Annotated in this window: 11 protein-coding genes; 7 read left to right on the forward strand and 4 right to left on the reverse strand. The window is 53.7% G+C overall.

The annotated features are described in order from the left end of the window. Positions 1-175: 175 nt before the first annotated feature. From nusA to VMW13_03510, 7 genes are all read left to right on the forward strand, one after another. Positions 176-1,684: a transcription termination factor NusA gene (gene nusA, locus VMW13_03480; GenBank protein HUV43873.1), complete on the forward strand. Its 1,509-nt coding sequence runs from the start codon at positions 176-178 to the stop codon at positions 1,682-1,684. Next, positions 1,665-1,976, forward strand: coding sequence for a YlxR family protein (locus VMW13_03485; protein HUV43874.1), 312 nt, complete (start codon positions 1,665-1,667; stop codon positions 1,974-1,976). The genes nusA and VMW13_03485 overlap by 20 nt, the downstream gene beginning before the upstream one ends. Next, on the forward strand, positions 1,976-3,820 hold the full coding sequence (gene infB / locus VMW13_03490; protein HUV43875.1) for a translation initiation factor IF-2: 1,845 nt from the start codon (positions 1,976-1,978) through the stop codon (positions 3,818-3,820). The genes VMW13_03485 and infB overlap by 1 nt, the downstream gene beginning before the upstream one ends. A gap of 10 nt (positions 3,821-3,830) precedes the next feature. Further along, positions 3,831-4,211 (forward strand): 30S ribosome-binding factor RbfA, encoded by a 381-nt coding sequence (gene rbfA, locus VMW13_03495; protein ID HUV43876.1) that lies wholly within the window; start codon positions 3,831-3,833, stop codon positions 4,209-4,211. A gap of 63 nt (positions 4,212-4,274) precedes the next feature. Beyond that, entirely contained in the window at positions 4,275-5,186 is a 912-nt protein-coding gene (gene truB / locus VMW13_03500; protein HUV43877.1) for a tRNA pseudouridine(55) synthase TruB, read from the forward strand. A 194-nt stretch (positions 5,187-5,380) separates the two neighbouring features. Next, a complete protein-coding gene (locus VMW13_03505) occupies positions 5,381-6,028 on the forward strand; it encodes a class I SAM-dependent methyltransferase (protein ID HUV43878.1) in 648 nt (215 codons plus the stop codon). A gap of 57 nt (positions 6,029-6,085) precedes the next feature. Next, positions 6,086-7,177: a hypothetical protein gene (locus VMW13_03510; protein ID HUV43879.1), complete on the forward strand. Its 1,092-nt coding sequence runs from the start codon at positions 6,086-6,088 to the stop codon at positions 7,175-7,177. A gap of 448 nt (positions 7,178-7,625) precedes the next feature. Here the strand turns inward: VMW13_03510 and VMW13_03515 are convergent, their stop codons facing one another. From VMW13_03515 to VMW13_03530, 4 genes are all read right to left on the reverse strand, one after another. Beyond that, the gene (locus tag VMW13_03515; protein ID HUV43880.1) at positions 7,626-8,681 is read right to left on the reverse strand and encodes an alcohol dehydrogenase catalytic domain-containing protein; all 1,056 of its coding nucleotides are present in this window, start codon (positions 8,679-8,681) and stop codon (positions 7,626-7,628) included. A gap of 31 nt (positions 8,682-8,712) precedes the next feature. After that, positions 8,713-9,735: a zinc-binding dehydrogenase gene (locus tag VMW13_03520; GenBank protein ID HUV43881.1), complete on the reverse strand. Its 1,023-nt coding sequence runs from the start codon at positions 9,733-9,735 to the stop codon at positions 8,713-8,715. 109 nt (positions 9,736-9,844) lie between these two features. Beyond that, positions 9,845-10,921: a DUF4037 domain-containing protein gene (locus tag VMW13_03525; protein HUV43882.1), complete on the reverse strand. Its 1,077-nt coding sequence runs from the start codon at positions 10,919-10,921 to the stop codon at positions 9,845-9,847. A 154-nt stretch (positions 10,922-11,075) separates the two neighbouring features. Next, on the reverse strand, positions 11,076-11,507 hold the full coding sequence (locus VMW13_03530) for a phosphoribosyl-AMP cyclohydrolase (protein HUV43883.1): 432 nt from the start codon (positions 11,505-11,507) through the stop codon (positions 11,076-11,078). Positions 11,508-11,786: the final 279 nt, after the last annotated feature.

Genomic DNA, 11,786 nt, shown 5'->3' on the forward strand with positions numbered 1-11,786 from the left:
TGGCGTTATGCCAGTCTCTGTTGCACCGTCTGAGTGGTATTCAGAGCGGGTGGTTTTGTATGGTTTCTCTTGCATCTTTAGCGGGGTTATGGTATACTCTGGTCACTACTTAAGTGGGCCTGAGTCCCACTTTTTTTCTTGAATGAGAAGTTGAAAAATGGAGGCCTGACCTGAAATGAAGAGCGAGTTTCTGCTCGCTATCACGCAGCTCTCTGCAGAGAAAAACCTGAGCAAGGAAGTGGTCATCTCTGCGGTGGAGTCAGCGCTGGAGTCGGCATACCGGAAGGACCACTTTGCTGCTAACCAGAATATAGAAGTGAAGATTAACCCGGACACGGGCAAGGTTGAGGTATGGGCTGAAAAGGTGGTTGTAGAGCAACCTGATGATGAACGGAAGGAAATATCCCTGAATAAAGCCCGCCTGATTAATCCTGACGTGCAACTGGAAGAGACGGTAATGGTGGAGGCTACCCCACACAATGCCGGGCGCATCGCTGCCCAGACGGCCAAGCAGGTTATACTCCAGCGACTTCACGAAGCCGAGCATAGTGCCATCTTCGAGGAATACGCGGACAAAGAAGGGGACATTATCAGCGGTGTGGTGCAGCGTATCGAGCCCAGACAGGTCCTGATAGAGCTTGGTCGGACCGAGGCGGTGCTCCCTCCGGCGGAACAGATGCCCAGCGAGCGGTATCGGGTAGGCCAGAGGCTGAGGGTGCTTCTTCTTGAGGTAGTGCAAACCAATAAGGGGCCCCGGGTAATAGTATCACGTTCCCATCCTGACCTCGTGAAGCGCCTCTTCGAAATGGAAGTGCCCGAGGTTTTCAGCGGAGCGGTGGAGATTAAGTCGATAGCCCGGGAGGCATCACACCGGACGAAGGTAGCTGTGGCCGCCCGACAGGAGGGTATCGACCCGGTAGGATGCTGTGTTGGATTGCGTGGCATCAGGATACAGAATATCGTCAATGAACTGAGCGGTGAGAAGATAGACGTTGTGCTGTGGAATTCGGATACTGCCGCCTTCATCGCCAGCGCACTGAGTCCTGCTCAGATAGTCAACGTGGAGCTGAACAAGGCAGAGGGTGTGGCTACGGTGATTGTCCCTGACAGGCAGCTTTCGCTGGCCATCGGGAGAGAAGGGCAGAACGCCAGGTTAACAGCGAAGTTATCCGGCTGGCGAGTTGATATCAAGCCTGTTTCCGTATATGAGGAAGAGAAAGCAGAGGCAGAGCGAGCGAGGGCCGAACTCCAAGCGGTTGCGGAGGAGACAGGTGAAGTCGAAGCTGAACCTGTAGAGGAACCGGCAGCCGAGTTGCTTGTTAAGGCTGAAGAAGAGGTCACCGTCGAGGCGGCAGTGCCGGTGGCGGAAGTGCCGGTGGCGGAGGTGCCGGTTGAGCTTGAGACTCTGGAACCAGAGATAGCGGAGGAAGAAGAGCCGGAACCGGAGCCGGTGAAGGTTGAAGAGGTTGAGGTGGTCGTGCCCTTTGTAGTGCCGGTAACCGCAGGGACGTCCGAGATACGGTTTGCCGAGGATATTATGCCGGACCGTGGTTTCAGGAGGAAAAAGGAGAAAAAGAAAAAGACGGCCCGGACCAAAGTCCAGGAGAGTGAAGAGCAGAGGATGAAAGGGGTACGCCGGCTGGCAGTTACCGAAGTCCCTGTGGATGATGAGGAAGAGGCCTGAACACAGCCAGAAGGTCACCAAGCATGTGCCGCAGCGGACGTGTGTGGCCTGCCGTCAGGTAAGAACCAAGCGGGAACTGATTCGGCTGGTGCGGGTCGATGACGGTAGAGTGGAGGTAGATACCAGCGGCAGGAAAGCGGGGCGCGGGGCCTACCTGTGCAACACACCGGAGTGCTGGGAGGTTGGATTGAAGCGCGGCCGACTGGAGCATGTATTACGGATTGCTCTTTCCCGGGACAACCGGGAGGAGCTAGCGGAGCAAGGGAAAGCTATCATGCGGGGAGATAAATAGTGGTAGGTTCGAGTAAACAGAACGATGCCCCGAGGCCAGTGGCGGAGAGAGACAACACTGCTGCTACGCCGGTAAAGGCTCAACAGATTAAGATTCCATCTGCAATAACTGTTAAGCAGCTAGCGGAGCTCTTACAGGTCAGCCCCGTGGACACGATAAAGCGGTTGATGAGGCGCGGTGTCATGGCCAATGTCAACCAGGTATTGGAATTCAGCGTGGCTGCTACCGTGGCGACGGACTACGGCTACGAGGTGCGGAAGGAACCCCTGGCAACTCGGAAGGCGGGTCGTGTTACCGAAGTCCGGCGAAGGCGACAGCTTCAGACCACCGAGGAAGCAGGTGGACTGAAGCCACGTGCGCCGGTGGTAACGATAATGGGGCACGTCAACCACGGCAAGACCAGGCTCCTTGACACCATCCGGCAGACAAATGTCATGGACCATGAAGCCGGTGGAATCACCCAGCATATCGGTGCCTACCAGGTAGAGGTCAACGGGCAGAGGATTACATTCCTGGATACTCCGGGCCATGAGGCATTCACTGCGATGCGGGCCCGTGGAGCCCAGGTGACCGACATTACGATACTGGTGGTTGCTGCAGATGATGGTGTAATGCCGCAGACGCTGGAGGCGATAGACCACGCTCGTGCTGCCGGTGTACCGATTGTGGTTGCCATCAACAAGATTGATAGACCGGAGGCAAATCCGGACCTGGTGAAGCAGCAACTCGCGGATGCCGGCCTGCTTATCGAGGAGTGGGGTGGCGATACTGTTTGCGTACAGATTTCAGCCAGGGAGAAGCTCGGTATCGATGAGCTACTGTCGAACCTGATGGTTGTTGCCGAGATGGAAGAGCTCAAGGCAGACCCTTCCCGTTCTGCAGAGGGCGTGGTTATTGAGGCGGAGATGGACAAGTTCCGAGGACCTATGGGTACGGTGCTGGTCCATTCCGGCACTTTGAGGCTGGGTGACACGGTCGTGGTTGGTGATGCGTGGGGCAGAGTGAAGGCGATGTTCAATGACGCCGGTAAGCGGGTTAAGAGAGCCGGTCCCTCCACTCCGGTAGAGGTGCTCGGTCTGAATGGTGTCCCGCAGGTCGGTGATGTATTGACAGTCACTGCTGATGAGCGTCAGGCACAATCTTTAATAGAGAAGAACAAGGCGGAAAGGGAACGAGAGGGGGCTGCACCGAGGGCGGTGAATCTGAGCAATGTCTACGAGCAGTTGAGTACCGGCCGGGTAAAGGAACTCAATATCGTAATGAAGGCCGATGTCCAGGGTAGCATCGAGCCGATAAGGACCTCTCTGGAGCAGATTGCCGAAGAAGAAGTCAAGGTCAGGGTCATTCACAGCGGTCCCGGTAATGTTACCGAGAGTGATGTGATGCTTGCCATCGCATCCAAGGCGGTGATTATAGGTTTCAACACCGGGTCGGAGATTGGTGCGCGGCGGCTGGCCGAGCTGGAAGGCGTGAGTATCCGCTATTATGATGTTATTTATAACCTCGTGGACGATATCGCTAAAGCTCTCAAGGGGATGCTGGAGCCTACGTACGTTGAAGTGATTGAGGGCCATGCCGAGGTGCGAGCTATCTTCTCGCTTAGCCGGCGCGAAAAGGTGGCTGGTGTCTACGTAACCGAAGGCAGGATGGTCCGTGGAGCTTCGATCAGGGTGCTTCGCAATGGACAGGTGGTGCATGAGTCTGTCGTCAGCAGCCTGCGACGCTTCAAGGAGGATGCGCGAGAGGTGGCCAGCGGCTATGAGTGCGGAGTGGGCGCCAGAGGTTTTACTGACTTTGAGGTGGGCGACATCCTGGAGGTATTCAGGACAGAGGAGGCTGGCTGAGGAGGAGATCGTGGGATATCATATCGAGCGGGTAAACAGTCTTATCCGCCAGGAAATGAGTGAGATGCTTCAACGCCAAGTCAAAGACCCACGACTTGGCAATTTCATTTCGATTACGGCAGTCAGCACTTCTTCGGATATGAAGCACGCCAAGGTATACGTCAGTTGTGTACAGGGTGAAGAAGACAGGCAGGAAATACTTGGCGTGCTGGCTTCCGCAGCAGGATTCTTTCGCCGGGAAATGGCGGTAAATCTGAGGTTGAGGCGGGTCCCGGAGCTTACTTTCCAGTGGGATGATTCCATTGAACGTGGGGACCAGGTGCTTCGGCTTATTGACCAGGTGACTCCGGGAGAAGACCGCACAGGTACCGAGTCTCCCCTTCAGGACTAAGGCCGCTATCATGACCGTGTAGAGAAGGGAGCCACGTTCCCAGGTGGCTGCGCGCGATGGTTTATGGACGGCATACTGAATGTCAACAAGCCCCGGGGCAAGACCTCTTTCGGGGTTGTGGCGCTGATAAGGCGTCTTAGCGGTGAGCGGCGTGTCGGACACGCCGGTACGCTTGACCCGGAGGCCACCGGTGTCCTTCCCATCTGCCTCGGCCAGGCAACGCGGGTTGTCGAGTTCCTGGTAGACGCCACCAAGACCTACCGCGCGGAAATCGAGCTGGGTATCGCCACCGATACCTACGATTCCACCGGCACGATTGTCCAGAGGGGGGATATCTCGGGGATTGGGCGGGAGCAGGTGGAGGCGGTGCTTGATTCCTTCCGCGGGCAGATTCTGCAGACCCCTCCGATGTACAGCGCAGTGAAGCATCAGGGCAGACCGCTTTACCAGCTGGCGCGGGCCGGTATCACCATCGAGCGGCAGCAGCGCCAGGTAGAGGTTTATCGCCTTGAAGTAACGGCGTGGCAGCCACCGGTGGTTACAGTGGAGGTAGTCTGCTCCAAAGGTACTTACATTCGCTCTATGGCCCACGATATCGGGCAGGTCCTGGGTTGCGGTGCTAACGTGAGGAATCTCATTCGTCTGAGGTGCGGCATCTTCGGGATAGAGGAAGCCGTCTCTGTGCCGGAGCTTGAGGATGCCTTCCGTGACGGATACTGGCAGCAGTTTGTACGTCCCATGGATTCTGTGCTCACGGACTGGCGGGCGGAGACTGTCAGTGAAGAAACGGCACAGGTCATCAGGAACGGACGCCCTGTGGAACTGGAGAGTAATCCGGGCGGTGACCCGGAGGTCCCAACCGATTCGGTATCGGATACTCGCTGCCGAGTGTACACTCCGGATGGCCGCCTCCTCAGCCTGATGAGGTTCGATACAGCTACCCGGCAGTGGCTGCCTGTGAAGGTATTCCAGTAGTGAGAGTCCGGTTTTTCGCTCTGGAATGGTGCCTGCCGACAGCGTGGTGTGGCTGTTCTCGTTCAGGTAGAAGGGTGAAATAATCATTCCATTGTCTTCATCAATTCGACCTGCGGCCACTGAGAATATCGAATTAGCCTGTGCTACGAGGCCGGGACAGAACAAGGATTGCGGATCTGAGAGGCGGGCGACGCGTGAAGCAAGCGAACGCTCCGAACACAGACTACAAGGCCCTCGTCCGACAAGGGTGTGATCTTTGTGCGGCTGCCTACGACAAAGCGCGGTGGGCAGAAACCAATCCGGAGTTGACACTGCTCACGAGCCGATTGAGTGATGGGGCGACTGTACTTGATGTTGGCTGCGGGGCTGGTGTGCCAATCGCACGGGCTCTTGCCGAGCGCTTCATCGTCACGGGGGTAGATATCTCCTGTGAGATGATCAGCCGCGCGCACGTGAACGTACCGGAGGGGAGATTCATACTCGGGGACATCATGTCAGTCGAGTTCCCACCGTCCTGCTTCGATGCGGCGGTTGCGTTCTACTCAATCTTCCATCTCCCTCGCGAGGAACACCCCTGTTTGTTCCAACGGATTCACGGATGGCTCAAGCCAGGAGGATATCTGCTGGCAACCGTCAGTCAGTTCAGCGAGGCGCCATACACGGAAGACGATTTCCATGGGGTCACGATGTACTGGAGTAACCTGGGTCTTGAGGATTACAAGAAGACCTTGTCGGAGATCGGGTTTGCTCTTCTTGAGACAACGGTCATCGGACACGGCTATCGAGAGGCAAGCGGTACGCCTGAAGAGTGTCATCCTCTCATCTTCGCCCGGAAGGGCTGAACAGAAGATGAGATATATTATTTGTGATACAGCAACAAAAAGGTTGGATAATAGTAAATGCCTACAATAACGAAAAAGCAGATAGGTGTGGCCTTGGACATGCATGGCTGCCCGAATCGTTGCCGGCACTGCTATCTGGGTTTTGGCACGAACTACAAGCTTACGGATGATGATCTTTGCTGGATGGCTTCGCAATTTCGGCACTACTTAGAGACAACTGACATAACTGTTGAGTCTCTATACATTCAGTCATGGTTTCGTGAACCCGATTTCTCGGATGAATATCGTCATCTCTACGAATTGGAAGATGAGCTCAGTGACGGGAAACCAGAGCGTTACGAACTACTCAGTGTCTGGCGTCTGGCCCACGACAAAGAGTATGCATCCTGGGCAAAGTCAGTAGGCCCGGACACCTGCCAAATAACCTTCTTCGGAATGGAAGAAACAACTGACTGGTTCCATCGTCGGAAGGGAGCCTTCAAAGATGCCCTAACGGCCACAGAACGACTCCTTGAAGTTGGTATGAAGCCACGCTGGCAGATCATTCTCACAAAGAAGCTACTACCAGAAATGGATGACCTTCTACGTTTGATTGATCGTCTCAAGCTGCGTAAACGTGTACAAGATCCGGGTAGTGAGTTTCAACTGTTTGTGCATGCGCCAGATCCGCTTCATGAAGGACGCAAGATAGAATACCTGCGTCCTACGGCGGAAGAAGTAACATCACTCTCTGAGGACATTCTGATACCGTCAAGAAAGCATCTTAATAGAACCACTCTATGGCAGACAGAAGGAGAGTTGTATGCATCCATTCTGAAAGACGAAGAAATCCGCCCTAAAGATGAAAGAGTGCTTGAAGAACCTCAACAATTCTGGTTCTTTGTCACCAACAACTGGGATGTTTACTCAAATGTAGGAACGCTTGAACCATGGTGGAAACTTGGTAATCTTAAGACAGATTCTGTAGAAAACATCGTGCGACGATTCGAGAAAGATGAGATCCCAGGACTTGATGTTCTCCTAAATTATCCTAGGGATAGACTGGCAAGGGAATATGGGGATCCGAAGGGTCCGAAGATCTATTCTGGTAAAGGTGACCTGCTCAACTTGTACCTTGCGAAGTACTGTGAGGAAACCTGGAAGAGATGATATCGATTACGAAGGACCGAACCTCTAGAATCAGGAATATCATAGAGGCAGAAGGGGCGCTCCCTCTGGACTCTCATTTTTCAGCAACCTGATAGACCTTTCACAACTTGCTGCAATTCAGGTTCTAGCATGCCAGGATCATCAGCTTCAGCGCGCTGTTTTTCTGCGGCAGTAGTAATGAGCTCCGGGTTATCCAAGATATCTTCCATTATCGGCGCGTCGTCCCACGCCCAAACCTCACGCCTGGCCCGTAGGCGTGACATCGAGCGGACCTTTTTCGCGGACTCTCTCACGCACATTCCACCTCTGTCCGGATTGGGTGATGAGTAACAAGGGGCCGGCTACCTGTTGGCAGATGCTCAGCCCTCACTATCGGGTTTCCAGAGTGTGAATCGGGTTCACCGGTCCACCTTCCGGCTATTGTCTTGACTATGACACACCCATCTACTTACGGCTTCAGCATAACCAGCAGATTTTCACCTGCGTAGAGAGAGTCAAAGGCTTTCTGCACATCCTCAAGCGGCATAGTGGCCGAAATAATGGGCCTGCAATTTACCTGCTTGTATTGCATTAGCCGCATTGCCTGTATATTGTATCTCCCCATAGGGTCGCAACCGATAATCCTTAAATGCTTGGTCAGCCAGTAAATGGGGTTCAGTTCTACCGGTTTGGGGAAGCCAATGATGGCTATTGTTCCCTCACGCCTGACCGCCAGGGTGGATTGCTGGAGTACGTCAGCCCCCCGGACACAGATAAAGATAGCATCGGCACCAGCCTCGGTAATATCCAGGATTTGCTCGTAGACATCGCCTTCATCCACATTGAGGGCATAATCAGCCCCCAGTTCCAATGCTTTATCCAGTCGGGACTTGATGTTGTCGGTGACAATAATCGGCGCCGCACCGGCTGCTTTGGCTGCCAGCATTGTAAGTTGACCGATGTGCCCTGCCCCGAGGATTGCGACAGAATCGGCTGCCTTAATGCCGGCTTCATACACCGGTGACAGACCTACATTCAACGGTTCGGTCAGTGCTGCTTCCTCATCTGAAACATTATCGGGTACTTTCATCTGACCTCGAGCAGGCCTGAGAACATATTCCGCCATAGCGCCGTACATGGACGACCAACTGCCGCCGCCCTCTCCAAAGGGTGTACCGCGAACCCGACCTCCCAGGCACAGGTGATTCAGTCCGCGCCGGCACCAGTAGCACTGCCCGCAGCTTCCTCTGACGTCTACAGAACGGTCACCGACTGACCAGCCTGCCACCCCTTCTCCCACCTCCACTACCTCGCCCACCCACTCGTGACCCAGCACAGCCTCACCAGGTGTAAAGATATCCTCTCCGTCTTGCCCATCCCATGCGGGGCTATCAACGTACTCAAGGTCGGTACCACAGATGGCACAACGCCTTACCTTGAGCAGCAAAGTCCCCGGTTGCACCCTGGGAGTTGGCAGCTCTCTGATTTCAAAACGCCTTCTACCCGTAACAACTGCTGCTTTCATAATTCTTCCTTTCAGAATATACTACCTGGGCTCACGGTTTTAACAGTACTACTATATTATCAGTATCATAGACTGAATCAAACCCCTTCTGCACCTCATCAAGCGGCATAATCGCCGTAATCAACGGTCTAACGTTCACCTGTTTGTTTGCCATCAGGTGCATGGCGGTAACCAGTGGGCTCTTCCGGCCCGGCGGTCCACCGCGAAACGAAAGCAGTCTTATCTCCTTGACCAGCCACAGCGCCGGGTCTACTTCTGTCGGTGGGATGAAGCCGGCGATTGGGATGATGCCGTGCATTTTGACCATCTCAACTGCCTGATTCAGCACCTTGCCTTCACGAACGCAGGGGATAACCGCATCCGCCCCGCCCCCGGTAATCTTGAGCACTTCGGCGACCATATCAACTTCTTTTGCATTGAGAACAATGTCTGCTCCCATTTCGATTGCCTTATCCAGGCGAGATTTGACGATATCAATGGCAATAATCGGACAGACACCGATTGCCTTCGCATATAGAAGCGCCAACAGACCGATTTTACCGACGCCGATGATGACCAGCGAGTCGGTTGCATTAAGCTCTGCCCAGTTAACCGCACCGATGCTGACTCCCATTGGCTCCACCAGGGCCGCCTCTTCGTCAGAAACGTTGTCCAGTGCCGGCAGGACATATTCCGGGGTTCTCAGGAAATACTCACACATGCAGCCTTTGGCACCATAGCCTTCGTCCATATACTGGTCCCGCGGCACCACACGCTGGCCAACCTGCCAGCCACCAACCCCTTCGCCTACTTCGGCAATCTCAGCTATGTATTCATGTCCCAGGATACCGCCGGTGCGAAGCGTCGCCACTTCCCTCCAGAGCTGGACCACTGCCGACCCGGCGTGAGGTCCCTGGTCCATGTGCGACTCAAGTGTGCCGTCAAGGTATTCAAGGTCACTACCGCAGATACTGGCGTATATCGTCTTCAGCAGGAGTGTTCCCGGTTCCACTGACGGTTTCGGTACCTCTTCACACTCGATGCGCTTCTTTCCCTTAACAATCGCCGCTTTCATAATTCCTCCTTTCAACGCCTGCGGTTTTTCAGGGTGCGTTCTATCTCTCTTCCCATGTTGGAGACGCGACAAAATGGACTGTTGTGACCCACCCGGCTGTGACGAGTTCTCACCGGTAGAGGGCTACCAGACAGGAGCGGAGTGATTCGTCTTCAAGTAAGTCAGTATTGTCGCTCCATAGATCAACACTCCCGATCGGCCTCCGTTGCGTGAGTGATACGATCTGAGGGTCTCTGATGCGCTGCATGATGGCTTTGGTGAATCGGTCACCCCCAATGACTCGGAATGGCCGATTCCAGAACTGCGAGACTTCCGTGGAAACAGGTTCGGTTATTCCGAGCTCGTTATGCATCTGCGCCAGGATTTCGTACGCCAGACAGAGACTTGATTCACGCTGCTCCCAGGATACCGCATGAAGAGTGCTGGTCAAGGCCGGTGCCAATCGCTCAGCAGACTCGAGTTGAGCGAAAGCTGTACCGAGCCATTTTGCGTAGGGTGCGTATTGCCTTTCCATCAAGAATGCCAGCCGTATGATGTCTCGTACGAGTCGTGCTCCGATAATAGCAGAGCTTATCTCGTCATCGGCCAATCCGGCCCTGCCCATCAGGTGTTCCTCCTGCCCGATTCTTGCCCATGCTGCGGCGAGGATGTACAACCAGACATCATGCGGATACCAGGAGAAACGCGCCCTGATTTCTTCAAGACCGAGATTATCGCGGAAAACGCGTCCTGCAGTAATCGAACGGAGCTTCTGGTGTGGCAGCGTCAGCCAGTCGGCCGGCTCCAGTTCCCTGTCGATTTGTATTCCCATGTAGCTGAGGAAGAAACCGTCCAGCGTGTACATCTCGACGCGGTGATTGACGGGTCCCGAAGCAACAGGTTGGAGGACCTGGACTCCGTTGTCTTCCGGATTCGGCTCCGAGAAGTTGGTGGAATAACCCAAATAGGATATCGGCAATGCACTGCTGAGGGTCGTGCGTATATCATCCCGTCTTGATTTGAAATCATCGGGACGCAGAAACAGCATGACCCGCGGCCCCCAATGATGGTCAACAGACATGGCAGTGTCAAATCCAAGTACCTCGGACCCACTACCAATCAGGGCGGCCGAGTATTGCAGGCTCGGATAGTGGGCTTTCAGGATTGGCAGGACTTCTTCGTGAAAGAAGCCCTCGGCCAGTTTCAAGCCAGGAATAAACTCCTGATGATTCTGGTTCCCATGCATGCAAGAATGATACACCAACGCAGACTGGTGTTCCAGCTCTGCACAATCCGCCCTTTTGTTTAGTGTTAAACGCAAAGTAATATATCTTGTCTTCTATGGCAGTAAGTACCAGGCACTAAGGGTTTGTATTCTTTAATACACCCGTTGTAGGATCGAGTCGGCGATAGAAACAGTTACGAGCCTCCCCTTTAGAGTTGTATGTATGGCATATACCTTCACCCTTTGGATTCACACGATAGACAAGGGAGTTTTGCTCACAGTTGACATACACTTCCTCTAATTCGAAGAGATTCCCCGAAGTCTCTCCCTTGATCCATAATTCGTTTCTGGATGTACTCCAGAATGTCGCGATGCGTGTGCGGATGCTTTTCTCGAATGCCTCTTTGTTAGTGTATGCTATTAGTATCACTTCCTTTGTATCAGCATTCTGAACAGCCACCGGAATTACACCCGGACTCTGTGCTAATACCCGGTTTACCTTCTCAAAGTCCAGTCGGAGTTCTTTTCCTTCCTCTAATTCCCGTATGGACATTTCGTTGTCTTTCATTTCTTCCTTCCTGAGAACATCGTTATCTACTTCTTATTTGAATTGTATCATTGATCATATGAAGTCGAATGAATAGCATTTGCTATCTGTGCAACTACTTGGCAAACGAGACAAAATCAGTAGGATGTCGTATTAGGTCACAATCCGCCCTTTTGTTATTCAGTTGTCCGGTATTCACAAAGTGCTCTACTTCATGATATCGCTCGGTGGGCGATTTCATGTTCAAGTTGAAGTACGAAACTCTTCATGAAATGGACAAGAGGTGTAGCCAGATTCCTT

The organism is Dehalococcoidales bacterium, assembly GCA_035529395.1.
In the GTDB taxonomy this organism is placed as follows: domain Bacteria; phylum Chloroflexota; class Dehalococcoidia; order Dehalococcoidales; family Fen-1064; genus DUES01.

Excerpts from the sequence above, each read along its gene's own strand:
- nusA (HUV43873.1), top strand. The coding sequence starts at position 176 with ATGAAGAGCGAGTTTCTGCTCGCTATCACGCAGCTCTCTGCAGAGAAA.
- VMW13_03485 (HUV43874.1), top strand. The coding sequence starts at position 1,665 with ATGATGAGGAAGAGGCCTGAACACAGCCAGAAGGTCACCAAGCATGTG.
- truB (HUV43877.1), top strand. The coding sequence starts at position 4,275 with ATGGACGGCATACTGAATGTCAACAAGCCCCGGGGCAAGACCTCTTTC.
- VMW13_03510 (HUV43879.1), top strand. The coding sequence starts at position 6,086 with ATGCCTACAATAACGAAAAAGCAGATAGGTGTGGCCTTGGACATGCAT.
- VMW13_03515 (HUV43880.1), bottom strand. The coding sequence starts at position 8,681 with ATGAAAGCAGCAGTTGTTACGGGTAGAAGGCGTTTTGAAATCAGAGAG.
- VMW13_03520 (HUV43881.1), bottom strand. The coding sequence starts at position 9,735 with ATGAAAGCGGCGATTGTTAAGGGAAAGAAGCGCATCGAGTGTGAAGAG.
- VMW13_03530 (HUV43883.1), bottom strand. The coding sequence starts at position 11,507 with ATGAAAGACAACGAAATGTCCATACGGGAATTAGAGGAAGGAAAAGAA.